This window comes from Variovorax sp. Root473, assembly GCF_001426505.1.
Classification (GTDB): Bacteria; Pseudomonadota; Gammaproteobacteria; order Burkholderiales; family Burkholderiaceae_C; genus Variovorax.
In genome coordinates this window covers 83615-109521 of record NZ_LMEV01000013.1, presented here as the reverse complement: position 1 = coordinate 109521, position 25907 = coordinate 83615, and the positions used below count along the sequence as shown (strand labels likewise).

Here is a 25907-nt window from a genome sequence, read left to right as displayed (position 1 = left end):
CTGATCATTGCCCTCTTTCTCGCCGCCTACGCGGCCCTCCTCGGTGTGCGCGGCGTGCAGGACACGCTGCGCAGCCTGCCGCGCAGCAACCAGGACTGGGTCTGGTACTGAGCCCCGACAAGGAACTCCTTCGATGACCACGACCACCACTTCCGTTCCCCCGGGCTACTACAGCGCCAGCCCGTTCATGCGGGCGATGCGCTTCGGCCTCGGCGCCTCGCAGCGCCTGTGGCCCGCGCTCGGCGTGCGCGCGGCGTACCGCGTGTTCGGCACGCCGCTGCCGCCCAAATGGCTGTACCGCGGCCAGCACCCCGGCACCGACTGGCGCCGCGAGGCCTGGTCGTTCGAGGACGCGAACCTTGGCATCTACCACCTCGCCGCGCAGGACTCGAGCGCCGAGTCGGCGCCGGTCGTGCTGCTGGTCCATGGCTGGGGCGGCCATGCGGGCCAGATGCTGCCGCTCGCGCAGGCCGTCGCTGCAGAGGGTCTGCGGCCCGTGCTGCTCGAGATGCCCGCCCACGGTCGCAGCGCGGGCACGGCCAGCAACCTGCCGCAGTTCGCGCGCGCCATCGACTACGTGACAGCACGGCTCGGCGCCGACGGGCACGTGCTGCACGCGGCGATCGCGCATTCGCTGGGGGCCAATGCGCTGGCCTATGCGGCGGGGCGCGGGTTGCCGGCGCAGCGGCTGGTGCTGCTCGCACCGCCGGCTTCGCCGCGCGAGTACACGCGCTATTTCGCGCAGGTGTTCGGGCTCAGCGAGCGCACGCGCGCGGGCATGCAACGCCTGATCGAAGCGCGTGAAGGCATCCTCATGCAGCAGCTTGAACCTGCCGCCGTGGGCCCGCGCATCACGCAGCCGACGCTCATCGTGCATGACCGCGACGACCGCGTGAACCGCTTCGCCGACGCCGAGGCCTTTCGCGATGCGATCGCCGGCGCGCGTCTCTTTCCCACGCAGGGGTGGGGCCACCGCCGCATCCTCAAGGAAGCGGCGGTGCTGGACCAGGTGGCGCGCTTCGTGGCGCCACCGCAGTCCTGATACCGACGCTCAGCGCGCCGGAACCGGATCGGGCAGTTCGATCTTGATGTCCAGCACTTCGAGGTTGTCCTGGGTTTCCAGGTGCACCTTGATGTCGTCGGCGTTGATCGACACGTACTTGGAAATCACCGCCACCAGCTCGCGCTGGAGCTCGGGCAGGTAATCGGGGCGCTTCTTGCCGCTGAGGCTGGAGCGCTCGTGAGCGAGGATGATCTGCAGGCGCTCCTTGGCGACGCTCGCAGTCTTCTTCTTCTCACCAAGCAGGAACGAAAGAAACGACATGCCTACTTGCTCCCGAAAATCCGTTTGAAGAAGCCCGGCTTCTCGGCTTCGACAAAGCGCATCGGCTTGTCTTCGCCAAGGAAGCGCGCGACCACGTCGCTGTACGCCTGGGCCACGTCGGTGTCCTTGTCGTGGATGGCGGGCACGCCCTGGTTGGAGGCGTGCAGCACGCTTTCCGACTCGGGGATCACGCCGATCAGCTTGATGCGCAGGATGTCCTGGATGTCTTCCAGCGAGAGCATCTGGCCGCCGGCCACCCGGTTCGGGTTGTAGCGGGTGATCAGCAGGTGCTCCTTGATCGGCTCGCCGCCGTCCTTGGCGCGCTTGGTCTTGCTGCTAAGCATGCCCAGGATGCGGTCCGAGTCGCGCACCGAAGAGACTTCGGGGTTGGTGACGATCAGCGCCTCATCGGCGAAATGCATCGCCATCATGGCGCCGGTCTCGATGCCGGCGGGCGAGTCGCAGACGATGTAGTCGAAGTCCATGGCGGCCAGGTCGGTCAGCACCTTCTCCACGCCTTCCTGCGACAGGGCTTCCTTGTCGCGCGTCTGCGAGGCGGCCAGCACGAACAGGTTGTCGCACTGCTTGTCCTTGATGAGCGCCTGGCTCAGGTTGGCCTCGCCCTGGATCACGTTGATCAGGTCATACACCACACGGCGTTCGCAGCCCATGATCAGGTCGAGATTGCGCAGGCCCACGTCGAAGTCGATCACGGCCGTCTTCTTGCCGGCGAGCGCAAGGCCCGACGCGAAGCTGGCGCTCGTGGTCGTCTTGCCGACGCCGCCCTTGCCCGAGGTCACCACCACAATTTTGGCCATCGCCATTCCTTCTTGTTTCGATTCAGTTGTCGATTGATGTTCGGCGTCGCCGCGATCCTGTTCCTGTGTCATCTCAGGGAATCGCGTCGATCGCTATCTTTTTGCCGTCCAGGCGCACCTGGGCGGGCTTGCCCAGCACGGGCTCGGGCAGCGGCACTTCGTTCGTGCGATAGATGCCGGCAATGGCCACCAGCTGCGCTTCCATGCAGGTCGAGAAGATCCGCGCCTCGGTGTTGCCGCGCGCACCGGCAATGGCCTTGCCGCGCAGCGGCGCGTACACATGCACGTTGCCGTCGGCGATGACTTCGGCGCCGAAGCTCACGATGGCGGTCACCACCACGTCGCCGCCACGCGCGTAGATCTGCTGGCCCGAGCGCAGCGGCTTGTCGATCAGCAGCGTGCCGTTGGCCGGCACCGGCAGCTCGCGCACGATCTGCGGGGCTTCGGAGGCCGCAGGCGCCTCGGCGGGCGGCGCTGGCGGGCGCGGCGCGGGGGCCGCGGGCATGGCGGCCACCGACAGGCCGGCGTCACGTGCCGCGGCATGCTGCTCGGGGCTGCCGCCGCGCACGGCGATCGGCTGAGTCTGGTGGCGCGCCAGCAGGCTGCGCAGGGCGGCAAAGTCGATCCCGGGGGCAGGGGCGCCGGCTTCGGCCGCCAGTTCCTGCAGCATCGAGAGGTCGATCACCACCGGCTCCTGCTCGAAGAAGTCGGGCGAATCCGCCAACTGGGCGTCGAGTGCCTCGGCCAGCACGTCGAGGTCGGCTGTCTTGAGGATCACTGCGATCAGCGGCAGCGTGGCGCTCTTGAATTCGAAAACCGCCTTGGTACGAGCGGCGGAAACATCGGCCATTGGAAAACGTGTGTGAACGTCGGTGCGAAAAGCGTTGGAGTCTAACGGGCGCCGGCCAAAGCCCGATGGCTGGTGTCGTGTTCACTGACCCTGCACAACACTTATTGCACGAGGTTTCATCTTGCTGCAGTTCCAGGGATACCGCGGAACCGGCTTTGCCGGGCCGCTGGTATCGCCCCCTGCAAGGGGGTTGGGGGCCACACGAAGTGGGCAAGCCTGGGGGTTAGTTCTTTGTTTTGCCCAGCAGGGCGTAGAGGATGATCGCGCCGAAAGTGGCGGTTCCGATGCCGCCGAGGGCGAAGTCGCCGAACTTCAGCGTGAAGTCGCCAGTGCCGATGATCAGCGTGATCGCGGCCACGATCAGGTTCTTGTTCTGCGAGAAATCGACCTTGTTGTCGACCCAGATCTTGGCGCCCGCAATGGCGATCAGGCCGAACACCACGATGCTCACGCCGCCCATCACCGGCAGCGGAATCGCCTGGATCAGCGCGCCGAACTTGGGGCTGAAGCCCAGCACCAGCGCAATCACCGCCGCCACCACGAACACCGCCGTCGAGTAGATGCGCGTGGCCGCCATCACGCCGATGTTCTCGGCATAGGTGGTCACGCCCGTGCCGCCGGCGGCGCCGCTCACCACCGTGGCAATGCCGTCGCCGATGAAGGCACGGCCCATGTACGGGTCGAGGTTGCGGCCGGTCATGGCCGTCACGGCCTTCAGGTGGCCGAGGTTTTCCGCCACCAGGATGATCGCCACGGGCGCGATCAGCAGCATTGCGTTGGCCGTGAACACCGGCGCCGTGAAGGTCGGCAGGCCGAACCAGGCCGCGTTGGCGATGCCGCTGAGGTCGACCGGCTTGCCCAGGCCCATGCCGTTGGTGAGCGCGGCATACACCAGCGTGGCCAGGATCAGGCCGATGAGGATCAGCAGGCGCTGCACCATGCCGCGCGTGAACACCGCCACCAGCCCCACGCACAGGAAGGTCACGGCCTGCATCCACGAATCGAAGTTGCTGGCCGCCATGTTCTTGATGGGAATGCCCGCCAGGTTCAGCCCGATCACCGCCACCACGGCGCCCGTGACCACGGGCGGCATGAAGCGCTCGATCCAGCCCGTGCCCACGGCCTGCACGATGGCCCCGATCAGGATGTAGACCACCCCGCAGGCCACGATGCCGCCCAGCGCCACTGCGATGTTGGCGTTGGCCCCCTTGCCCGCGTAGCCGCTGGCCGCGATCACCACGCCGATGAAGGCGAAGCTCGAGCCCAGGTAGCTGGGCACCTTGCCGCCGGTCACGAAGTAGAAGATGAGCGTGCCGATGCCGCTCATCAGGATCGCGATGTTGGGGTTGAAGCCCATCAGGATCGGCGCCAGCACCGTGGCGCCGAACATGGCGATCACGTGCTGGATGCCCATCGCGCCAGTCTGCAGCCAGGGCAGCCGCTCGTCGGGCGCGATCACGGCGCCATTGGCCAGTGTGGACACCGGCTTTTCAGTCCAGTTGAACATGTGTTTTCTTCTCCTCGGTTGGTGTGTCTTGGGGGGTCGACGCGCTCCCTGGGGCGAGATTGTGGTCGATCCACCCCGTGCTGAACACGGGTGCCACCCGCAAGAGGCGTACCAGCGGGGAAGGAGAAGAAAAGGGGGCCGGTGCCGCTCAGCGCGGCTGCAGCACCGCCATGGTGATGCGCGACACGCAGGTCAGCTCGCCCGCCTCGTTCGTCAGGTCGATCTGCCAGACCTGCGTGGTGCGCCCGCGGTGCACCGGCCGCGCCGTGCCGATGACCCAGCCGCTGGTGGCCGAGCGGATGTGGTTGGCGTTGATGTCCAGGCCCACGGCGCGGTCGCCCTCGGGGGCCGAATAGTGCGCGCCGCAGGAACCCAGCGTCTCGGCCAGCACCACCGACACGCCGCCGTGCAGGATGCCGTAGGGCTGGCGGGTGCGCTCGTCCACCGGCACGCGGGCGCGGATGAAGTCGTCGCCCACCTCCAGGAACTCGATGCCCAGGGCGGCCACGGCCGTGCCCACGTGGTTGGCGGTCAGCGATTCGACCGAGATGTCTTTCTTCCAGATACGCATGCAGGGGTCTCCGATACAGGGGGTGCGAGGGCACTATAGCGACGACGGCTGACAACCGCAGTCGCCTTTGCGTGCTACCTTGGCCCGATGACCTTCCCTTCGGTGCGGCGGTGGCTCCTGGGCTCGGTGGCGGTGCTGCTGCTGGGCATCGGCGCGCTGGTGCTCGTGGTGGCCGCGCGCCTGCCCGACGACGAGGAGGTGGCGGCCCGCATCGCCGCCGGCTTCTCGCAGCGCTACGGCGTCGACCTGACCGTGGGCGGGGCCCACTGGTCGCTGTGGCCGGTGCCCGTGCTGGCACTGTCCGGGCTGGCCACCGACCAGCCGCAGCCCATCACCCTGCGCCGCCTGAGCGTGCGGCTGCACCTGTGGCCGTTGCTGCTGCGCCGCGTGGTCGCCATCGACGAGATCGAACTCGAAAGCCTGGTGCTGCCGCGCGCCTCGGTGCGCGCCTTCCGGGGCAAGGGCCCTGAGCCGCAGGAGGGCGACCGCATCATGGTGCTGCCGGCACCCTGGGCGCTGGCGCCCGTGCCGGTGGAGCGCGTGCGTTGGCGCGACGTGGTCTGGATCGACCGCCGCGACATCGCGCTGGCCTACGACGGTGACGTGACGTTCGACGACAACTGGCGCCCGCGCACCCTGCGCCTGGCGCGCGCCGGCGCCGCCTCGCCCGTGCGCCTGCGGCTGGATCGCGAAGGCGGCGAAGACCGCTGGCGCACCCGCATCGACGCCGGCGGCGGCACGTGGAACGGCGAATCACGCCTCGAAGTGCTGCCCCAAGGACGGGGCTTGCGCGTGTCAGCCGAGCTCGACCCGCGCCAGGTCGACATCGAGGCGCTGGTGCAGGCCTTCGGGCGCCGCTCGCCGGTGGCCGGCAAGGTCTCGGGCCACACCTCGCTGGTGGCCGAGGCCCGCGAAGTGGGCGGGCTGATCCGTGGCCTGCACACCCGCACCCGCTTCTCGGTGCAGCCGGCCACGCTGACCCGGCTCGACCTGGCCAAGGCCGTGACCACCGTCGGCATCAGCCGCGGCGGCACCACGGCACTGGACGAGCTCACCGGCATGCTCGACACCCAGGGTACCGAAGACGGCATCGTGATGCGCTACACCAACCTCAAGGCCCGCTCTGGCGTGCTCACCGCCAGCGGCAACCTGCGGCTCTTCAACCGCCAGATGACGGGCGAGATCGCGGTCGACCTCGTCGACGGCGTGGTCGGCGTGCCGCTCAAGATCAGCGGCAGCGTGGCCGAGCCCGAGGTGTCGATGACCGGCGGTGCGCTCGCGGGCGCAGCGGTCGGCAGCGCGGTGCTGCCGGGCGTGGGCACGGCGATCGGGGCGCGCGTGGGGCAGCAGGTGGAGAAGCTGTTCGGCGGGGACGAGAGGAAACCGGCGCCTGCCAGGCCCGCGCCGACACCCAAACCCTCAAGCCCTAGGCCAACGCCTTGATCGCCGCAGGCACCGTCAGCACCGCCGTGTAGTAGCCCATGAACTGCACGCCGGTGTTGAAGCCGATGGCGCGCGACAGCAGCCCGCCGAGCAGGCCCATCGTCAGGATCACCAGCAACCCGAGCAGTTGGCCTTCCCACACGCTGATCACCACGATCAGCCCGACGAAGGTCGCGATGATCGCCTCGTGGCTCACCTTGCGCGACACGAACAGCGCCGCGCGGCGCGCGAAGTTCATCGTGAAGGGGTAGGCCACCAGCGCCGCCAGCACCACGGCCAGCATGCCGTAGCCGAGGAACTCCCAGTGGTTCAGCAGGTTGTGCAGGTTGTGGGTCTGGCCCGTGGCCGCGTCGATGGTGAACACCGGCGGTGCGTTGAACAGCGGCGCCGCAGGGCCGGCCGCCACCGGGCTCAGCGGCAGGCCGATGGCGATCAGCGGAATCAGTGCCTCGGCGATGTAGGTGGCCTCGGTCACGCCGTTGCGCGCGGCCAGCGTGGTGGTCAGGCGGTGGTACGCGTGCCTGATGCGCGAACCGACCAGCTCACCCAGCACCACCGTCATCGCGACCGGACTGAACACGAAGGTGGCGCTGGAGATCGTGGCGGTGGCAAAGGTCCACTTCACCTGCTTGCCGTCGAGCACCTTGAACGGATTCGGGAAGTAGCCCGACCAGCCCTTCACGTCCGGCGCAAGCGAGAAGGTGCGGACCTTGTCGCGCTTCATGCGCGCCCGTGCGGCGGGCGAGATCACCGAGAACAGGTCGGCCACCAGCGGCCCGATCGCGATGCCCAGGAAGTAGCTGATGCTGAGCTTCACGCCGTACTTGCCCGTGAGCGCCTGCAGCGCGACGATCACCATCACGAAGGGCACCAGCGTGGCCACCGACGCCCAGCGCCCGCTCGAGAAGTAGGCGATGGCCACGGCCGCCACCACGAAGATCCACGGCGCAGCCTTGGTGATGGCTGCGCCATAGGGCGCGAGCAGCACCGCGAACAGCACCGCCAGCGGCACGGCGATGAAGGCCGCGATGATCGCGCCCGACACCATCTTGCGCAGCGCGATGTGCGGCACGCCCAGGTTGCGCAGCACGTTCGCGTCCTGCAGCAGCGGCGTAGCCATGGTGTCGCCCGGGATGCCGAGCAGCGCCGTGGGCACCGCGTGCGTCATGTGCTTGGCCACCGCGGCCGCCAGGAAGAAGGTGAACACGCCTTCGGGCGGCACGCCCAGCAGCACCACCAGCAGCGTGAGCGGTGCGAGCGTGGTGGTTTCGTCGGTGCCCGAGACGAGGCCGATGGCCGCGAACACGATGGCGCCCACGAGGCCCATGCCGGTGGCGACGAGGATCTGGTTGAACAGCGCGGCGTCGATCACGAGGCGGCTCCTTCGGTGTTTGTGGCGCGGGGCTTGTACGACGCGAACAGGCCGTAGATTTCCAGCTCCTTCATCTCGCGCACCACCGACGGCGGAAGGTCGTTCACCGAGCCCAGGTCGCCGTGCTCGCCGGCCAGTTCGGCCAGCACTTCCTCGCGCCAGCGCGGATCGGGGTCCGTGCCTTCGACCACCTCGCGCTTCGGCGCGAAGAGCTTCGCGCAGATCACGCCCGAGACCACGCAGCCGCCCAGGCCCGCGAGCATCGCGTAGGCGCGCGCCAGTTCAGGCGTGCTCACCACGCTCGCGAGCACGCGGCTCGCCACGAGGTACCCCGTGAGGCTCACCGCGACGCCGATCACGATCGACCACGCGAGGTGGCCCAGGTCGGCCGTGTCGCCCCATATCTCCACCAGCCGCCAGCGGGCGGGCGTTGCACTGTCTGCGTTCATCTGCGATGTCTCCGTCTTTGGTGATGTGACAGCCGCTAGCGCGGCCGCCGCGGTGTGGGCCGCGGTCCCTGTAGCGGGCCCCTCCCGCCGCGTTGAGTTATTTCTTGCGCAGCGCGTCGAGCAGCGCCACGGCGCGGTCGGTGCGCACGTCGTGTTCGGCCGCCATCTGCTTGGCGATGTGATCGATCTCGTCACCGGTCGCACCGGCGACGAGCGCGATGTTGCGGGCGTGCAGCGCCATGTGGCCGCGCTGGATGCCTTCGGTGGCGAGTGCACGCAGGGCGCCGAGGTTCTGCGCGAGGCCGACGGCCACGGCGACTTCGCCGAGTTCCTGCGCCGACTTCACGTCGAGGATCTTCAGTGCGAGCCGTGCGAGCGGGTGCGTCTTCGTCGCGCCGCCGACCAGGCCCACGGGCATTGGCATCTCGATGGTGCCGACGAGCGCGCCGCTCGTGTCCTTCTCCCACGTGGTCAGCGAGGTGTAGCGCCCGCTGCGGCAGGCATACGCATGCGCGCCGGCTTCGACCGCGCGCCAGTCGTTGCCGGTCGCGACGATCACCGGGTCGATGCCGTTCATGATCCCCTTGTTGTGCGTCGCCGCGCGGTACGGGTCGATGGCCGCGAAGGTGTACGCGTCGATCACGCCCTCGACCACCTCTTCGCCGCTGCGCTCGCGCGTGGCCAGCACGGCGGGTGCGAGCCGCACGCGCGCACGCGCCAGCCGCAGGTCCGCCAGGTTCGACAGGATGCGCAGGCGCACCGTGCCGCCCGTGAGCTGCTCGACCAGCGGCGACACCGCCTCGGCCATCGTGTTGACCGTGTTCGCGCCCATCGCGTCGCGCACGTCGACGATCAGGTGCATCACCACCATCGCGCCGCGCGGCGTGTCGCCGAACACATGCACCTCGATGTCGCGGCAGCCGCCGCCCAGGCCGATCAGCACCTTGTCGCGGCTGTTCGCCACGGCCAGGATCTCGTCGCGCGCACGCAGCAGCGCGAGCCGGGCGCCGTACGGGTCGGTGATGCCGATCACCTGCACCTGCGCGCGCATCAGCGGGCCGGTGCTCGAGGCCTCGAAGCCGCCGCCTTCGCGCGCCAGCTTGGCCATGAACGAGGCGGCGGCGACCACCGAGGGCTCTTCCACCGCCATCGGCACGAGGTAGTCGCGACCATTCACGGTGAAGTTGCCGGCCACGCCCAGCGGCAGCTCGAAGGTGCCGATCACGTTCTCGACCATGCCGTTGGCGCGCTCCACGCTCAGCGCGCCGGGCTGCGCGAGCAATGCCACCTCGTCGTTGGTGAGCGAGGCGGCCTGTGCGATGTGGGCCAGGCGTTGGGTGGGGGTGAGTGCGCGGAAATTGGGAATGCGGGAATCGGCAGCCATCGGTGCGTGTCTCTTCGGGAGGTGAATTCGGGAGCAGGCAATTTAGGCCCGCTGTACCGCCCGCGGAAGGCACAGTTTGGCGGGACAGTGTGGACAGTGGTGCGTCGCCATCGCTGGCTGTGTCAAAGTCCCGGCCCATGACCACGATCGCCGATTCGCTCGCCGACACCCTTGCGCGCCAGATCGCGAGCGGCGCCTACAAGGCTGGCGACAAGCTGCCGTCGCTGCGCGAACTCGCGCAGCTGCACGGCTACGCCAAGAACACCGTGGTGGCCGCGTTCGAGCTGCTGGTGTCGCGCGGCCTCGTCGAGCCGCGGCGCGGTTCGGGCTACTACGTGCTCGCGCAGGCCACGGCCACACCCAAGCCCGCCGAGGACGACGCGGGCAGCCTCGGCCGCGCGATGGACATCGTGTGGCTCATGCGCGAGCAGCTCAAGACGCAGCCCGACGCGGTCGCCGTGGGCGACGGCTTTCCGCCCGTCGAATGGCTCGCCGACGTGCGCCTGGACAAGTACCACCCGAAGGTCGTGCGCACGGGGCTCGGCGCGCTCTTTCGCTACGGCAGCCGCTTCGGTTATGCGCCGCTGCGCGATCACCTCGTGCGCAAGCTGGCCGACTTCGGCATCGGCGCCGAGCCGCGGCAGATCGTGCTCACGCACGGTGCCAACGAGGCGATGGACATCGTCATCCGCTATTTCGTGCCGCCCGGCGGCAAGGTGCTGGTGGACGACCCGGGCTACTACCCGCTCTTCGGCAAGCTCAAGCTCGCGGGCGCACAGATGCTGGCCGTGCCGCGTCTTGCGGACGGACCGGATCTGGACGTGCTGGAGCAACTGCTCATCGCCGAGCGGCCGCGCCTGTTCTTCACGCAGTCGCTCGCGCACAACCCCACGGGCTCCGACATCTCGCCGGCCAAGGCCTTCCGCGTGCTGCAGCTGGCGCAGAAGTACGACCTGCTGATCGTGGAGAACGACCCGCTGGCCGACTTCAAGCCCACGGCGTTGCCGCGTCTGTCCGCGCTCGACCAGCTCGAACGCACCATCTACATCGGCAGCTTTTCGAAATCGTTCTCGGCCGCGCTGCGCGTGGGCTTCATCGCCTGCGGTGCCGACCTGGCGAGCGACCTCGCCGACCTGAAGGCGCTGATCCACGTGAGCAGCTCGGAGTACAGCGAGCGCACGGTCGACGTCATCCTGAGCGAGGGCCACTACCAGCGGCACCTCAAGCGGCTGCAGCAGCGGCTGGGCGAGGCCACGCGCGACGCGCTGAAGCTGTTCGACGCCGTGGACGCCGAGGTCTTCGCGCGCAGCCCGCAGTCGCTCTACATCTGGGCCGCGCTGCCCGGCGTGGACGACTCGCTGGCCTTCGCGAAGGAACTGCTGCCGCGCAAGATCGTGATGGCGCCGGGGCGCATCTTCAGCGTCGATTCGACGCAGGTCTCGCGCTGGTCGCGCTTCAATGTCGGCGCGATGGCCGACCCGCGATTCGCGAAGGCGCTGCGCACCGCGTTGCGGCGCCGGTCCTGAATCAGCCCTTGAAAGTGCCGTGCCGCCCCGCGCCGCCGGCAAAGCGCGCGGCCCCGGCTTCGCCTTCGGCTGCAACGATCGGCACGCCCCGTGCGCCCTCGCGGCGCAGCGCTTCGGCCAGCGGCAGGTCCCATTGCTCGAAGGCGGAGCGGCGGTCGGCCCGCATGCATTGCTGCGGAAAGGCGGCGATCTGGCGCGCCAGTTCCTGCGCCGCGGCCAGCGCGCCGCCCGGCGGCGTGGTGCGGTTGACCAGGCCCATCGCCAGCGCCTCGGCCGCGCCGACGGGGCGCCCCGTGAGGATCAGGTCGAGTGCGCGCCCCATGCCGATGAGGCGCGGCAGCCGCACGGTGCCGCCGTCGATCAGCGGCACGCCCCAGCGGCGGCAGAACACGCCGAACACCGCGTCCTCGTCGGCCACGCGCAGGTCGGCCAGCAGCGCGAGTTCGAGTCCGCCCGCGACCGCGTAGCCGTTCACCGCCGCGATCAGCGGCTTGGACAGCGCCATGCGCGTCGGACCCATCGGGCCGGCGCCGCCGCCCTCGGGGTCGAGTTCGTTGCGGCGCGCTGGATCGCCGACCGCGCCCAGGTCGGCGCCCGCGCAGAAGTGGCCGCCCGCGCCCGTCAGCACGGCCACGCGCGATGTGTCGTCGGCCTCGAAGCGCTCGAAGGCCGCGCGCAAGGCGGCGGCGACCACGCCGTCCACGGCGTTGCGCTTGTCGGGGCGGTTCAGCGTGAGCGTGCAGACAGGGCCGTCCACGTCGAAGGTCACGCAGGGCGGGGTGGTCATGCGGGCGTCTCCAGGAAGCTGAGGTGGCGGGGCAATCCGGCCATCGTAGAAAACATTCCCGGGTTCTCCAACCCCGCCGCGTTCAGGTGACGCGAATCACGTCCGCATCCCCTGCGCCCGAGGCATGCAGCCGCGCCACCTCGGCCGCGCGCCGCGTGAGCACCGCGCGCTGGTTGATGTAGCCCTTGTCGGTGATCTCGCCCGCGTCGAGGCTCGGCGGTTCGGCCAGCACGAGCGCGCAGGCCGGGCATTGCGACGAGCCCGCGCCTTCGTCGCGCAGGGCGCGCAGCACTTCGGCGATGCGCGCGGCCAGCGCCTGGGGCGCGAGCGCCGCGCCTTGCGGGCTGGCGAACACCAGCATGCCGATCGCGTCGCGGTCGTGGCCCGTGAGCACGATGTCCTGCACATGCGGCGCCAGCAGCGACACCAGCTTCACGCGCAGCGTGCCCACCGACACCCAGGTGCCGGTCGAGAGCTTGAAGTCTTCCGCCACGCGGCCGTTGAAGATCACGCCCTGCGACGGGTTGGCGGGGTTCGCGGGAAAGCCGGCGTCGCCGATGCGGTAGTAGCCCTCGGCGTCGAAAGCCTCGGCGGTCTCGCGCGGCGCATCGCGGTAGCCGGGGAATACCGAGACGCCCTTCACGCGCATCTCCAGCTTCTCGCCGTTGGGCACGAACTTGAGTTCGAGCCCAGGCAGCGGGGCGCCGATGCAGCCGGCGCCGTCGAGCTGCCAGTGCGCAGAGGTGATGGCGGGCGAGGTCTCGGTCGCGCCCCAAGAGGTGGTGAGCCAGAGCGGGCGCGAGGGCCGCACGTGCTGCGCCACCGCTTCGAGCCGTTGCCATGTCGAAGGCGCAAGCGCAGCCGCCGCGTAGAAGGCCAGGCGCAGCCGCGAGAACACCTCGGCGGCGAGGGCATCATCGGCTTCGAGAAAAGGCAGCAGCATGTCGAAGCCGCGCGGCACGTTGAACAGCAGCGTGGGTTTCACCTCGCGCAGGTTGCGCACCGTCTTCTCGATGAGACCCGGCGCGGGGCGGCCTTCGTCGATGTAGAGCGCGCCGCCGTGGCACAGCACCATGTGCAGGTTGTGGTTCGCGCCGAAGGTGTGGCTCCACGGCAGCCAGTCGACGAGCACCGGCTTCTCTTGCGAGAGGAAGCGCCAGGTCTGCGCCATCATTTGCTGGTTGGCGCACAGCATGCGGTGCGTGTTGATCACCACCTTGGGCTTTCCGGTGGAGCCCGAGGTCAGCAGGTACTTGGCATGCGTGTCGGGGCCCACGGCGGCGAAGGCCTGCATGACGGCGGGCGTTTCTTTCGCGCCGAGCAGCGCGTCGAACGCCATCGCGCCGGGATGCATGTCGGCGTGACGGCTGAACACCGTAACCGCCTCGATGCCGCTGCCTGCAAGCGATGCACCGTACACCGACGCATCGGACGCGTAGACCAGCGCCGGTTGCAGCGCCCGCAGCATGTCGTGCAGCCGCGACCGGTCTTTCGCCATGCGCGAGTAGGCGCTCGACAGCGAACACGCCGTGCGACCGATGTGCATCGCGGCGAGCATCAGCACCGCATGGTCGATGGCGTTGTCCGAGAGGATCACGATCGGCTTGCCTGCGGGCAGGTCCAGGTCGAGCAGGCCTTGCGCCACGGCACCGACGGCGGCGCGCAGCGCGTGGTAGTCGAGCGTGCGCCAGCCTTCGCCCGTTTCATCGCGCTCGGCGAAGGCCAACGCGTCGGGCGTCTCGCGCGCCCAACGCTCGATCCATTCGCCGATGCAGCGCGCATACGGCTGCAGCGCCGTCGGCGAGCGCAGCACGAACGAGCCGTCGTCGAAGTCGATGCGCACCGTGCGGGGCGGCGCGACCAGGGTGTCGTCGAGAAGGAAGTCGGTCATGTCAATCCAGCGTCCCCGTCTCGGCCTTGGCGCGAATCAGGTTCAGCAGCAGGGTGTCGCGCGCGGCTTCGAGGTCGGCCGTGTGGCGCGTGCCGAGGGCTTCGTCCACGCCTTGCACCACCTGCTGCTTCAGCGCGTCCGTCATCGACGGCGCGCCCAGGTCCTTCCACCAGTCTTCGATGGGCCCGCCCAGGTGCGCGAGCAGATGTTCGATGCCGCCCGCGCCACCCGAGAGGTGCAGGTTCATGAACGGCCCCATCACCGCCCAGCGCAGTCCGGGGCCGTGCGCGATGGCGGTGTCGATGTCGGCCACGCTCGCCACGCCTTCGTTGACGAGGTGAAACGCCTCGCGCCACAGCGCGGCCTGCAGACGGTTCGCGATGTGGCCTTTCACCTCGCGCTTCACGTGGATCGGCCGCTTGCCGATGGCGGCATAGAACGCCATCGTGCGGGCGATGGTGTCGGGCGAGGTCTGCTCGCCGCCGATCACCTCGACCAGCGGAATCAGGTGCGGCGGGTTGAACGGATGACCCAGCACCACGCGCTGCGGGTGCGCGCAGCCCGCCTGCACACCGCTGATGGCCAGCCCCGACGAGCTCGACGCGAGGAGGGTCTCCGGCGGCGCAGCCGCGTCCATGCGGCGAAACAGGTCGATCTTGAAATCCATGCGCTCGGGGCCGTTCTCCTGCACGAAGTCGGCCACGGCCACGGCGTCTTCCAGGCTGTCGTGAAAGCGCAGGCGATCGACCGAGGCGCCCTCGGCGAGGCCGAAGCGCGCCAGCGTCGGCCAGTGCTGCGCCACGGCGGCGCGCAGCCGGTCTTCGGCGCCGGGCGAGGGGTCGGTCGCGTTCACGTCGAGCCCGTGCGCGAGGAAGTGCGCGGCCCAGCTCGCGCCGATCACGCCGGTGCCGACGACGGCGACGCGCTTCACGTCGGTGGTGAGGTTCATGCTGATTTCCACCGCGCGCAGCGGCTCTCCGACTTGGTGGTCCACGCGGCTTCGCCGGGGATGTTTTCGATCACCTTGTAATAGTCCCACGGCTCCCTGGATTCGGCCGGCGTCTTCACCTGCATGAGGTGCATGTCGTGCACCATGAGGCCGTCGTCGCGCAGCCAGCCGCCCTTGACGAACATGTCGTTGAACTTCGTCTTGCGCAGCTGTGCCATCACCTTGTCGGCGTCGTCGCTGCCGGCCGCCTTCACGGCCTGCAGGTACTGCAGCGTGGCCGAGTAGTCGCCGGCATGGAAGGAGGAGGGCATGCGCTTGTGCTTGTCGAAGAAGCGCCGCGCCCAGGCGCGCGACTCGGGGCTCTGGTTCCAGTACCAGCTGTCGGTGAGGTACATGCCCTGCGAGGCCTTCAGGCCCAGCGCGTGCACGTCGTTGATGGTGATGATCATGCCGGCGAGTTTCATGTTCTTGCTGATGCCGAACTCCGCCGCCGACTTGATGGCGTTGACCGTGTCGCCGCCCGCGTTGGCCAGGGCCAGCACCTGCGCCTTCGAGCTTTGCGCCTGCAGCATGAACGACGAGAAATCGCTCGCGCCCAGCGGGTGCTTGACCGAGCCCGCCACCGTGCCGCCGCCGGCCTGCACGGTCTTGGTGGCGTCGCCTTGCAGCGCGGCGCCAAAGGCGTAGTCGGCCGCCACGAAGTACCAGCTCTTGCCGCCGGCCTTGACCACCGCGCTCGCGGTGCCGCGCGCCATCGCCACCGTGTCGTAGGCGTAGTGCACGGTGTAAGGCGAGCAGTATTCGTTGGTAAGGCTCGACGCGCCCGAGCCCACCACGAAGTACGGCTTCTTCTTGTCGGCCGCCACGCCCGCCATGGCAATGGCCGCGCCCGAGTTCACGCCGCCGACCAGCATGTCGACCTTCTGCACGTCGAACCATTCGCGCGCCTTGGCAGCGGCGATGTCGGGCTTGTTCTGATGGTCGGCCGTGACCAGCTCGATCTTCTTTCCATTGATGGCGCCGCCCATGTCGGCGATGGCCATGCGGATGGCTTCCGCACCGGCCGGGCCGTCGTAGTCGCGGTAGATGCCCGACATGTCGCTGATGAAGCCGATGCGGATGGTGTCGTCGGACACCTGGGCGAAGGCGCCCGATGCAAGGAGGGCGCCCAGCGCGAGGGCCAGGGCGGTGCGAGGGGTGTTCATGTGCGTTGTCTCCGTTTGTTGTTCTTGCCTGTCGTCAACCCAGCGCGAACTCGGGCCGCGGGCCGCCCATGCGCGGCAGGCCCATGATCTGCCGCGCCTCGGCCGGCGTGGCCACTTCCATGTCGAGCTCGCGGATCACGCGCACGATGCGCTCGGTGAGCTGCACGTTGGTGGCGAGTTCGCCGTGGCGGAAGTAGAGGTTGTCTTCCAGCCCCACGCGCGCGTGGCCGCCCAGCAGCAGCGCCGCCACGTTGGCCTCGAGCTGCGACATGCCGATGCCGCTCACGCCGAAGATGGCGCCCTTGGGCAGCGTGTCGACCATCATCTGCAGGTTGCGCGGCGAGTACGGCATCGCGTTCTGGAAGTTGCGGTGCACGTTCATCACCAGGTTGATGAAGTACGGCTCGTCGTCATGGCCTTCCTCGATCAGCGTGGTCGTGTCCTGCAGGATGTGCGTGGGGCTGAACACTTCCCACTCGGGCTTGATGCCGCGTGCCTTCATGCCGGCGGCCAGCTCGCGCCCGCGCGTGATCGGCGTGTCCATGAGGATCTGCTTGCCCTCGAAGCTCAGGTTGAGCGTGGTGGCGTCGAGCGTGCACATCTCGGCGCCGGCGTCCATGCCCTTGATGCGCTCTTCCCACGCGATCTCCCAGCGATCGCCGGCCAGCGGCTTCACCATGTCGCCGTGCACACCGCCGCCGGTGGAGTTGTTCAGCACGATGTCGCTGCCCAGCGCGCGGATGCGGCTGTTGATGTCGCGGTACACCTCGGCGTTGCAGGTGGCGCCGTCGTCGGGGCGGCGCGCGTGGATCGCCACCACGCTGGCGCCGGCGTTCCAGCAGCGCAGCACGTCGGCCGCGATCTCGGCGGGTTGCGTGGGCAGATGGGGGTTTTGGGACTTGTGCGCCATGCCGCCGGTGGGGGCGATGGTCACGATCACTTTGCGCTTCGACATGGCGGATGCTTTCGGGAGTCTTTCGTGGAGGGCGCGCCATTATTTTTTCGGGGCCCTGTCGCACTCAGTCATCGCGATGACATTCCGGGGCAGGGTTTACGCGGCGCCAGGCGCTAAAGTCGTCGTTGCGCCATCACGCGCATCAGGAGCACCCTCAATGAAACTACGCCTTCTCGTGCTGGCCGCCGCGGCCGCGTTCACCGCCCTCGGCGCTGCCGCCCAACCCACGGGCCCAGGCACCTGCGACGCCAAGCGCGAAGCCATCGGCCGCGACATCGAGATGGCGAAATCGAAAGGCCAGAAGCAGCGCGTGCGCGGCCTCGAAACAGCGCTGGCCGAAGTGAACCGCAACTGCACCGATGCCAAACTGGCGGCCGAGCACGCGCGGCGCATCCGCAACCAGGAGCGCAAGGTCGCGGAACGTGAGCGCGATCTGCGCGAGGCACAGGAGAAGGGCCGTGCCAGCAAGATCGCCGATCGCGAGAAGAAGCTGCGCGACGCGCAGGAAGAACTGCAGCACCTCAAGGGCGCGCACTGAGTGAGCCAGCCGCCGACATGCCCGTGACGAAGCCGGCTCCTCCCGCATCCCCGCAGACCATTGCCCAGCTGCTGCAGGGCTCCGCCTGGTTCCCGCGGCTCGACGTGAGCGCGGGCGAGCGCGTGCTCGACGAGATGCGCGAGGTCGAGGTGGCCGCGGGCGCCGCGCTGTGCCGCTGCGGCGACACGCCGCTGCACTGGTACGGCACCATCGAAGGCCTGCTCAAGTGGTGCGTGACCTCGCCCGACGGGCGCTCCGTCACGCTGGGCGGCCTGTCGGCCGGCAGCTGGTTCGGCGAGGGCACGCTGCTGCGCGGTGTGCCGCGCACCGCCGACATCATCGCCTTGCGCCCCAGCCGCGTGGCGCTGATGCCGCTGGAGACCTTCGCATGGCTGCGCGCCACGCACCGCAGCTTCGACGACTTCCTGCTGCGCCAGATCAATGAGCGCATGCACTGGTTCCTCGGCAACTTCACCGCGCACCACCTGCTGGACACCGACAGCCAGGTCGCGCGCGCGCTCGCCGGTTTGTTCCACGAGTGGCTGCATCCCGGCAGCGACCCGCACCTGCAGGTGTCGCAGGAAGAGATCGCCAACCTCTCGGGCCTGTCGCGCCAGCGCTGCAACGCGGCGCTGCGGCGGCTGGCGCTGGCCGGCCTGCTGCGCATCGAGTACGGCGGCATCACCGTGACCGACCTGGAGGGGCTGCGTCGGCGCATCGACGGATGAGTGGATGAAGGCCGCGAACGGCCTTCATCGCGTCTTCAGCGCTTGTGGTGCGACGCCGCCAGCTCGTACACCGGCGTGTCGATGCCTTCCATGCGCGCCTTCAGCTGCAGCGCCAGAAACTGCGAGTAGTGGCGCGACTGGTGCAGGTTGCCGCCGTGGAACCACAGGTTGTCGACCTGTGTGGGCTTCCACATGTTGCGCAGCTCGCCTTCCCATGGACCCGGGTCCTTCGGCGTGTCGGAGCCCAGGCCCCAGCACTTGCCGACCTTGTCGGCGATCTCGGGCGAGATCAGGTCGGCCAGCCAGCCGTTCATCGAGCCATAGCCCGTGGCGTACACCAGCAGGTCGGCCGGCAGTTCGGTGCCGTCGGTGAGCGTGACCGAGCGCGCGTTCACGCGCTCGATGTTCACGCCGCTCTTCAGGTGGATGCTGCCGTTGGCCACCAGCTCCGAGGCGCCCACGTCGATGTAGTAGCCCGAGCCGCGCCGCAGGTACTTCATGAACAGGCCCGAGCCGTCCGCGCCGAAGTCGAGCAGGAAGCCCGCCTTCTCCAGCCGCGCGTACAGGTCGGCGTCGCGCTTCTTCATCTCCTCGTACACGGGGATGTGGAAGGTGTGCATGATCTTGTAGGGCACCGAGGCGAAGATCAGGTCGCCCTTGTGGTGGTCGATGCCGTTCCTGAGCGCCTGCTCGGAATACAGGCCGCCCAGCGCCAGCTTCATCAGCGACTGCGAGGGCGCGATGTGCGTGGACGAGCGCTGGATCATCGTCACGTCCGCGCCGTGCTCCCACAGCGCCGCGCAGATGTCGTGCGCCGAGTTGTTCGAGCCCAGCACCACGCACTTCTTGCCGGCGTAGGCCTCGGGCCCGGGGTGCTGGCTGGAGTGGTGCTGGTCGCCCAGGAAGTCCTCGGCGCCCGCCACCTTCGGCACGTTCGGGTAGCCCGACACGCCGAGCGCGAACACCAGCTGCTTCGGACGCAGCGTCACCGGCTTGCCCTCGCGCTCCACCTGCACCTCCCAGCGCTGCGCGGCCTCGTCGAAGCGCGCCTTGGTCGCGTTGGTGGAACTCCAGTAGTTGAGCTCCATGATCTTGGTGTACATCTCGAGCCAGTCGCCGATCTTGTCCTTGGGCGCGAACACCGGCCAGTCGTCGGGGAAGGGCATGTAGGGCAGGTGGTCGTACCAGACCGGGTCGTGCAGGCACAGCGACTTGTAGCGCTTGCGCCAGGAGTCGCCGGCCCGGGCGTTGCGCTCCACGATGATCGTCGGCACGCCCAGCCGGCGCAGCCGCGCGCCCAGCCCGATGCCACCCTGGCCGCCGCCGATGATCACCACCTCGGGCTGCTCGGTGTAGCCCAGCGCGGCCTCTTCGTCGCGGCGCCTCTCGAGCCAGTTCTTGCGGCCCTTGTGCACGCCGTGCTCCGCGCCCTTGATGCGGTTGTCGCCTGTCTTTTCCTCGAAGCCTTTCAGCTCGGTCATGGTGGTGAGCAGCGTCCAGGCCTTGCCGTTGCGTAGCCGAAGATGCCCGCGCCCGCGCGCGACACGCGTCTCGAAGGTGAACCACGCATCGATCACGCCGTCGGCCTCGGTCGCCTCGCCTTCGAGCGCGAAGGTCGTGGGCTGCGTGTCGGCCAGCCGGGCCTGCAGCATGGCGCGGATGGCCTCCGGGCCTTCCTGCGTGCGGATGTTCCAGGTGAAGGCAACGAGGTCGCGCCAGTAGCTGTCGGCCTCGAACAGCGAGACGGCCGTGTCGATGTCGCCGCGTGCGAGCGCGGCGGCGAAATCGGCCAGCCACTGGGCGGCGGCCTGGGTGGGGCCGGTGGTCGGGTCTGTCATTGCATGTCTCCGTGTGTCGTTGAACGAATCGAATCGAATGCGGCGCGGCAAGGCGCACGCGGAAGACGTGGCGCAGCTTTCGTGCCGTGTGGGGGGCGACGAAGGATCAAGGGGTTGGCGGGGGTTTTGTCGCAAGTGGCGGGCGCGTCGCATGCGCCGTGCGACGAGCCTGCGACGTGGTTGCGACGAGTTGGCGAACCGAGTGGGCAGGAGAGGAACACTTTCGAATTAACTTTTCCGTGCCAATGTCGACACCGCCGCAAAAGCTGTGGCGCGCTGGCCACTTTTGCGTGAACTTTTGGTTATGAATTCAAAGCTTTCGTTACATTCATGGCGCCTTTCGGCGCCGCCGGAAGCGCACAAAAAATCCATACAAAGGACGAGGGACACATGAGGGCAAACATCAGAACCGCGCTTGCCGCGGCAGTGGTCTTGGGGCTGGCCGGATGCGGCGGTGGAGGAGGCGGCGGCGGCGGTGGCGGCGGGTTGCCGATCGGATTCGTTCCGGCGCCTGCACCCGCGCCGCCCGCAGCGGCCGAGCTGAAGCTCACCGTCGAAATCGCAGGCAGCGTGGCCACCCCCGATGGCGCGGGCACGTACAGCGTGCGGCCGGGGCAGGAGGTGGTGGTCAAGGCGAGCGACAGCGTCGCCTGGGCCGCCAGCGGTGGCGGTGGCACGGCCACCCTCATCCAGGACGTCGACACCGGCGCCACGCAGTGGGTCTCGCGCTTCGCGAACAGCAGCAAGACGGACGCCGCCAGCTACAAACTCGAAGCCTCCGCCTCGGAAGGCCGCACGAAGCAGGTGAACTTCGCGGTGCAGACCGGCAGCTACGACAACGGCGACTACATGGTGTTCGCCGCCAATGGCTCGCGCCAGAAGCTGCACATCGACTTCGATGCGAAGACCTACGACGTGACCGACGCGGCAGGCGACAAGACCTCGGGCACCTTCAGTGCGAACGGTACCGGCTGGGTCTTTTCCAACAGCCGCGTTCCCGGCATTCCCAACAACGCGACCTTCCTGACGCTGAAGGACAGCTTCGCCGGCGGGTTCCCCTTCGCCGTGCCCTTCTCGTCGCCCGTGACCTACAAGAATGCGCCGTTCATCGCGACGCGCGCCTTCGTCACGACGCAGGCCAAGCTGGACGGCACATACGACCGCGCGCGCGTCGACTACACGAGTGCAGACCGCGAATCCGCGATCGCGCAGATCCGGATTTCCGATGGCGGCACGGTGATGAAGCAATGCGTCGATCAGAAGATCTATCGCATCGAGAACTGCCCGAGCGGCAGCGTGGCGACCACGGCAGTCGCGGCGGACACGGAAGCCGGTCTGTGGACGCTGAAGGACACCAGTGGCGCGGTCGTCGGCAAGTTCGGCATCGCCATGGTGGAAGGCGACAAGATCTACCTGAGCGCCGGCACGTCGACAGCCTTGGCCAATCAGGTGATGGCCATCGGTGTGCCGGCCGCCGCGACCTATGCGGACTTCAACGCCTCCGGGTGGGCCACGGACGGGGACATCAACCTCTCGACCGTGTCGCCGGGCCTGTATTCCCTGACGGCACCCGGAGGGCCGGGAATCACCAAGTCGCTGACGCTGGCCACGATCGTCGACGCCCCTGCCGGCATGCGGATTGCCTTCGATCGTGCGGATGCATCGCAGCAGTATTTCGCCATGCGTTCGAGCAAGCTCGACGTTCTGATCGGCACGCGGGGGCCTTCGTCGCCCACGCGCGGCTACCTGCACATCGGCGTGATCCAGTAACACCACGCTGACCCCCAAAGCCCGCGCGCCGAGACCGGCGCCGCGGGCTTTTTCATGGGCGATTCGAAAGAATTTGAACGACGTCTAAAATTAGACGACGTTCAAATGCAAGGGCCCCGAAACCGTGACCGAACCCGATCCCCCAGGCCGCCGCGAGCGCCGCCGCACCCAGACGCTCGATCACGTCGCGTCCACCGCCATGCGCCTGTTCGAAGCGCAGGGCTACGACGCGACGACGATGGAGCAGATCGCCCAGCAGTCCGACGTGGCCAAGGGCACGCTCTACAACCACTTCCCGACCAAGGAAGCGATCCTGGCGCACTGGGTGCACCTCGAACTCGTGGTCGATGCGCAGCGCCTGCATGCGTCGATCGACCCGAAGGCCGGTTTCACGGCGCAGCTCACCAGCCTGCTCGACGCTTCGGCCGAATGGTCCGCGCGCTACCGGGCCTACCTGCTCGACTACTTCCGCTTTCGCTTCCTCAACATCGAGAGCGAGCTCGGCGGCGGCGACCGCGGCACGCCGCGCGACCTGTCGGGGCTGTTCGAGGCGCTCATCGCCGCCGCCCAGCAGGCCGGCACGCTGCGCACCGACGTGTCGGCGGCGCACCTCGCCAGCCTGTTGCACCACCTGTACTTCGGCGCGTTGATGCGCTGGCTCACGCTGCCCGGCCTCGTGCTGCGCGACGAGTTCGCGGTGGTCGTCGACCTCTTCGTCGGCGGCGCGCGCTCCGCCCCAAGGACTGTTGCAAGGAGACGCATCCCATGAAGATCGCCGTGCTCACCTACGGCACCGAGGGCGACGCGCGCCCGCTCGCCGCGCTGTGCCGTGCGCTGGACGACGCAGGCCATGCGTCGGTGCTGCTCGCGGACACGACCACCCTCGGCGCGGCCGAACGGCTCGGCGTGCGCACGCAGGCACTGGCCGGCGACATCCGTGAGGCGCTCGGCGGCGTCATCGCGCAGGGCGACAAGCCGGCCGCCGCCGCGAAGGCGCTCGCGGACATCGCCAATGCCAACGCCACGCCCTGGCTGCGGCAGACCGTCGAGGCCGCGCAGGGCTGCGACGCGATCGTCTGCGCGGGGCTCGCGGCCTTCGTGGGCCTGTCGGCGGCCGAGGCGCTGGGCGTGCCGGCCATCGGCGCGGGCATGTTCCCGCTCACGCCGACGGCCGCGTTCGCCTCGCCCTTCCTGCCGCCCGCGCGCGTGCCGCGCTTCCTCAACCGCGCGAGCCACCACCTCGTCAACGGGTTGCTCTGGCGCGCCTTCCGGCCCGCCGTGAACGCCGCGCGCGTGGCGGTCTGTGGCCTGCCGCCGCGCCGCCGCCTGTGGACCACGCACCCCGCGCTCTACGGCTATTCGCCGAGCCTGCTGCCGCGCCCCGCAGACTGGCCCGCCAACGCCGCCGTGTGCGGCCAGTGGTTCGCGCCCGCACCCGACTGGGAGCCGCCGGCGTCGCTGCGCGGCTTCCTCGCGGCCGGCGAGGCGCCCGTCTACATCGGCTTCGGCAGCATGACGGGTTTCGACAAGGCGCGGCTGCTCGCGGCCCTCGTCGACGGCATGGCCGGCCGGCGCGCGGTGCTGCATCCGGGATGGAGCGGACTCGATGTGCAGCAGTTGCCGCCGAACTTCCACGCCATCGGCGACACGCCGCACGACTGGCTGTTTCCGCAGATGGCCCTGGTGGTGCACCACGGCGGCTCGGGCACCAGCCACTCGGCCGCGCGCGCCGGCGTGCCCTCGGTGGTCGTGCCCTTCGCGGGCGACCAGGCGTTCTGGGCCCACCACCTCGCGCAGGCCGGCGTGGCACCGCCCGCGGTGGCGGGTGCGCGGTTCGGCGCCGACGACCTGGCGCGTGGCATCGCGTTCGCGCACGACCCGCAGGTGCGTGCGCGGGCCCGTGCACTGGGCGAGCGCATGCGCGCGGAAGACGGCCTGGGCACGGCCGTGCGCACCATCGAGCAGATCCTCGCGCGCTAGATCGGATCAGCCGCGCTGCGGCGCCACGATGCCGAAGCGCTTCATGTGGCGGTACGCAGTGGCGCGGCTGATGTCGAGTTCCTGCGCGGCGCGTGCCACATGCCAGCGGTGGCGCTGCAGCGCGTCGAGCAGGCGGGCGGCATCGGCGGCACCGTCGTCGGCGTCCGCCGATGCGGGCGCGGCGTCACGGTGATCGGGCGACGAGCGATGCGGTGCCAGACGCAGGTCCTCGGGCGTGATGCGGGTGCCCGTGCACAGCGCCAGCGCCAATCGCAGCACGTTGCGCAACTCGCGCAGGTTGCCCGGCCAGTCATGCGCCATCAGCCGCTGCATCGCCGCTTCCGAGAGTCGCGCGGTCGCGTTCGTCGCCGCAGCCTCTTCGTGGAACATCGCCTCGATCAGGTAGCGCCGGTCGCCCCGCGCGCGCAGCGGCGGCAGCTTCAGCACCGCGCCGCACAGGCGGTAGTACAGGTCCTCGCGAAAGCGTCCGGCCGCGACCAGCGCCGACAGGTCGCGGTGCGTGGCGGCCACCACGGCCAGGTCCACGCGCTGCGGCGATTCGGCGCCCAGCGGCAGCACCTCGCCTTCGGACAGCACGCGCAGCAGCCGCGTCTGCAGCGCCATCGGCATGTCGCCGATCTCGTCGAGGAACAGCGTGCCGCGGTCGGCCTGTGCGATCAGCCCCTTCATGCCCTTGGCGCGCCCGCCCGTGAAGCTGCCGGGCGTGTAGCCGAAGAGCTCGCTCTCGATCAGCGAATCGGGAATGGCCGCGCAATTCACCGCCACGAAGGGCAGGGCGGCGCGGCGGCTCGCGCCGTGCAGCGCGCGCGCCAGCACCTCCTTGCCGCTGCCGGTCTCGCCCTCGACCAGCACATGGATGCCGCGATCGACCAGGCGGCGCGCCTGCGCGAGCAGCTGCTGCATCGCGGGGTCGTCCTCGCCCGCGATGCGTTCGAGCAGCGGCAGGCGGTCCGAAGGCTGGGGCGCTGGCGATGAGGGCGCGGTGACCGGCGAGCGGCGCAGTCGCGGCGCGATCAGCGAGGCGTGGTACTCGCCGCCGCCGGGCAGCAGCACCGTGTGCGCGAAGGGCAGGGCGGATGCACCGCCGTTGCCCAGGCGCCAGATCGCATCCATCGGCAGGTGCAGCAGCTCCGACACCGCGCCGCCCAGCAGGGGCTGCCGAAGCCCGGAGAAGATCTCGCGCGCCCCGCCGTTGGCACCCACCACCGTGCCGCCCTCGTCGAAGGCCAGCATCACTTCGCCGGCCACGTCGACCAGCCCGAAGGCGCTGCCCAGCCGCAGGATCCAGTGGCTGCGAAAGTGCCGCAGAAAGTCGGCATCCTCGATCATCCGCGCGTAGATCGACACCAGGTGCCGCACCAGGTGCTGGCTCTCGCGCGCCTCGGGCGAGCGCAGCGCCGACACGTCGAGGATCGCCGTGAGCTTGCCGCTGTGATCGAACAGCGGCGCCGTCGTGCAGGTGAGCGCGATGTGCGTGGCGTCGAAGTGCTCGGTCTGGTGGCAGGTCATCGGCTGCCGCTCGATCAGGCAGGTGCCCACGCCGCAAGTGCCCGCATGCGCTTCGTTCCAGTCGGCGCCCAGGTACAGGCCGGCGCGGCGCAGCTGGTCGTCCCAGGCCGGGTTGCCGATGTAGTCGACCGTGATGCCCTCGGCGTCGGTCAGCAGCACCATGTAGCCGATGTCAGCCACGCGCCGGTAGATGTCTTCCATGCCCGCGCGCGCGGCGCGCAGGAAATGCTCCAGCTGCTGCTGGTGCGCGCGCACCTCCTGCGCCGGCAGGATGCGCGCGGGCGTCGGCCGCGACGGATCGAGCCCGTGGTCGCGCACGCAGCGCGCCCACGACTTGTGCACCAGGCTCGTGGCCGGATCGGCCAGCAGCGCGCCGGCGGTGGCGATCGAGTAGACGTTGTCGATGTGACGCGATTGCAGGGACGTCATGCGCAGCCTCGCTGGAATGATGGAGCGCGGCCATCATTCGGCTGTCGCACTGTCGCAGGAAAG

23 protein-coding genes are annotated in these 25907 nt (G+C 69.2%); 8 read left to right on the top strand and 15 right to left on the bottom strand.

Annotated elements, in window-relative coordinates; all coding sequences use genetic code 11:
- Positions 1-133: 133 nt before the first annotated feature.
- The gene (locus tag ASD34_RS06905; protein ID WP_056574729.1) at positions 134-1042 is read left to right on the top strand and encodes an alpha/beta hydrolase; all 909 of its coding nucleotides are present in this window, start codon (positions 134-136) and stop codon (positions 1040-1042) included.
- A 9-nt stretch (positions 1043-1051) separates the two neighbouring features.
- Here the strand turns inward: ASD34_RS06905 and minE are convergent, their stop codons facing one another.
- From minE to ASD34_RS06880, 5 genes are all read right to left on the bottom strand, one after another.
- Positions 1052-1324, bottom strand: a complete 273-nt coding sequence (minE, locus tag ASD34_RS06900; RefSeq protein ID WP_056574726.1) for a cell division topological specificity factor MinE — start codon at positions 1322-1324, stop codon at positions 1052-1054.
- Positions 1325-1326: 2 nt separating this feature from the next.
- Positions 1327-2142, bottom strand: a complete 816-nt coding sequence (minD, locus tag ASD34_RS06895; RefSeq protein WP_056574723.1) for a septum site-determining protein MinD — start codon at positions 2140-2142, stop codon at positions 1327-1329.
- A 73-nt stretch (positions 2143-2215) separates the two neighbouring features.
- Positions 2216-2992: a septum site-determining protein MinC gene (minC, locus tag ASD34_RS06890; RefSeq protein WP_056574720.1), complete on the bottom strand. Its 777-nt coding sequence runs from the start codon at positions 2990-2992 to the stop codon at positions 2216-2218.
- A gap of 223 nt (positions 2993-3215) precedes the next feature.
- Positions 3216-4499, bottom strand: coding sequence for a solute carrier family 23 protein (locus tag ASD34_RS06885; RefSeq protein ID WP_056574718.1), 1284 nt, complete (start codon positions 4497-4499; stop codon positions 3216-3218).
- A 148-nt stretch (positions 4500-4647) separates the two neighbouring features.
- On the bottom strand, positions 4648-5070 hold the full coding sequence (locus ASD34_RS06880; RefSeq protein ID WP_056574715.1) for a hotdog fold thioesterase: 423 nt from the start codon (positions 5068-5070) through the stop codon (positions 4648-4650).
- 87 nt (positions 5071-5157) lie between these two features.
- On the opposite strand from ASD34_RS06880, the gene ASD34_RS06875 reads away from it, so the two are divergent.
- Positions 5158-6513 (top strand): hypothetical protein, encoded by a 1356-nt coding sequence (locus ASD34_RS06875; RefSeq protein WP_056574712.1) that lies wholly within the window; start codon positions 5158-5160, stop codon positions 6511-6513.
- Here the strand turns inward: ASD34_RS06875 and ASD34_RS06870 are convergent.
- The 3 genes from ASD34_RS06870 to ASD34_RS06860 all read right to left on the bottom strand — a co-directional run bounded on the left by ASD34_RS06870 (position 6497) and on the right by ASD34_RS06860 (position 9718).
- A complete protein-coding gene (locus ASD34_RS06870; protein WP_157609658.1) occupies positions 6497-7840 on the bottom strand; it encodes a tripartite tricarboxylate transporter permease in 1344 nt (447 codons plus the stop codon). The genes ASD34_RS06875 and ASD34_RS06870 overlap by 17 nt on opposite strands.
- A 41-nt stretch (positions 7841-7881) precedes the next feature.
- The gene (locus ASD34_RS06865; protein WP_056574709.1) at positions 7882-8334 is read right to left on the bottom strand and encodes a hypothetical protein; all 453 of its coding nucleotides are present in this window, start codon (positions 8332-8334) and stop codon (positions 7882-7884) included.
- A gap of 97 nt (positions 8335-8431) precedes the next feature.
- Positions 8432-9718, bottom strand: coding sequence for a hydroxymethylglutaryl-CoA reductase, degradative (locus ASD34_RS06860; protein WP_056574706.1), 1287 nt, complete (start codon positions 9716-9718; stop codon positions 8432-8434).
- Between the two features lie 137 nt (positions 9719-9855).
- On the opposite strand from ASD34_RS06860, the gene ASD34_RS06855 reads away from it, so the two are divergent.
- On the top strand, positions 9856-11244 hold the full coding sequence (locus ASD34_RS06855) for a PLP-dependent aminotransferase family protein (RefSeq protein ID WP_157609653.1): 1389 nt from the start codon (positions 9856-9858) through the stop codon (positions 11242-11244).
- A gap of 1 nt (position 11245) precedes the next feature.
- On the opposite strand, the gene ASD34_RS06850 is transcribed toward ASD34_RS06855, so the two are convergent.
- The 5 genes from ASD34_RS06850 to ASD34_RS06830 form a co-directional block, all read right to left on the bottom strand.
- On the bottom strand, positions 11246-12031 hold the full coding sequence (locus ASD34_RS06850) for a crotonase/enoyl-CoA hydratase family protein (protein ID WP_056574703.1): 786 nt from the start codon (positions 12029-12031) through the stop codon (positions 11246-11248).
- Between the two features lie 82 nt (positions 12032-12113).
- Positions 12114-13922, bottom strand: coding sequence for a feruloyl-CoA synthase (locus tag ASD34_RS06845; RefSeq protein ID WP_056574701.1), 1809 nt, complete (start codon positions 13920-13922; stop codon positions 12114-12116).
- 1 nt (position 13923) lies between these two features.
- On the bottom strand, positions 13924-14871 hold the full coding sequence (locus ASD34_RS06840; protein ID WP_056574698.1) for a 3-hydroxyacyl-CoA dehydrogenase NAD-binding domain-containing protein: 948 nt from the start codon (positions 14869-14871) through the stop codon (positions 13924-13926).
- Positions 14868-16076, bottom strand: a complete 1209-nt coding sequence (locus tag ASD34_RS06835; protein ID WP_056574695.1) for an ABC transporter substrate-binding protein — start codon at positions 16074-16076, stop codon at positions 14868-14870. Before ASD34_RS06835 ends, ASD34_RS06840 begins: the two co-directional genes overlap by 4 nt.
- Positions 16077-16110: 34 nt before the next feature.
- Positions 16111-17031: a 3-keto-5-aminohexanoate cleavage protein gene (locus ASD34_RS06830; protein ID WP_056574692.1), complete on the bottom strand. Its 921-nt coding sequence runs from the start codon at positions 17029-17031 to the stop codon at positions 16111-16113.
- Positions 17032-17188: 157 nt separating this feature from the next.
- On the opposite strand from ASD34_RS06830, the gene ASD34_RS27030 reads away from it, so the two are divergent.
- Together ASD34_RS27030 and ASD34_RS06820 are read left to right on the top strand one after the other, a co-directional pair.
- Positions 17189-17569 (top strand): DUF1090 domain-containing protein, encoded by a 381-nt coding sequence (locus ASD34_RS27030; RefSeq protein ID WP_162248689.1) that lies wholly within the window; start codon positions 17189-17191, stop codon positions 17567-17569.
- Positions 17570-17586: 17 nt separating this feature from the next.
- Complete coding sequence (locus ASD34_RS06820) at positions 17587-18297, top strand: Crp/Fnr family transcriptional regulator (protein ID WP_056574686.1); 711 nt, start codon at positions 17587-17589, stop codon at positions 18295-18297.
- Positions 18298-18332: 35 nt separating this feature from the next.
- On the opposite strand, the gene ASD34_RS06815 is transcribed toward ASD34_RS06820, so the two are convergent.
- A complete protein-coding gene (locus ASD34_RS06815) occupies positions 18333-20135 on the bottom strand; it encodes an NAD(P)/FAD-dependent oxidoreductase (protein ID WP_056574683.1) in 1803 nt (600 codons plus the stop codon).
- 390 nt (positions 20136-20525) lie between these two features.
- Between ASD34_RS06815 and ASD34_RS06810 the strand changes: the two genes are divergently transcribed.
- The 3 genes from ASD34_RS06810 to ASD34_RS06800 all read left to right on the top strand — a co-directional run bounded on the left by ASD34_RS06810 (position 20526) and on the right by ASD34_RS06800 (position 23885).
- Entirely contained in the window at positions 20526-21905 is a 1380-nt protein-coding gene (locus ASD34_RS06810; protein WP_082548524.1) for a hypothetical protein, read from the top strand.
- Positions 21906-22029: 124 nt separating this feature from the next.
- The gene (locus ASD34_RS06805; RefSeq protein ID WP_056574677.1) at positions 22030-22674 is read left to right on the top strand and encodes a TetR/AcrR family transcriptional regulator; all 645 of its coding nucleotides are present in this window, start codon (positions 22030-22032) and stop codon (positions 22672-22674) included.
- Positions 22671-23885: a glycosyltransferase gene (locus tag ASD34_RS06800; protein ID WP_056574674.1), complete on the top strand. Its 1215-nt coding sequence runs from the start codon at positions 22671-22673 to the stop codon at positions 23883-23885. Before ASD34_RS06805 ends, ASD34_RS06800 begins: the two co-directional genes overlap by 4 nt.
- Positions 23886-23891: 6 nt before the next feature.
- Here ASD34_RS06800 and ASD34_RS06795 read toward each other — a convergent pair whose 3' ends face one another.
- The gene (locus ASD34_RS06795) at positions 23892-25844 is read right to left on the bottom strand and encodes a sigma-54-dependent Fis family transcriptional regulator (protein ID WP_056574671.1); all 1953 of its coding nucleotides are present in this window, start codon (positions 25842-25844) and stop codon (positions 23892-23894) included.
- Positions 25845-25907: the final 63 nt, after the last annotated feature.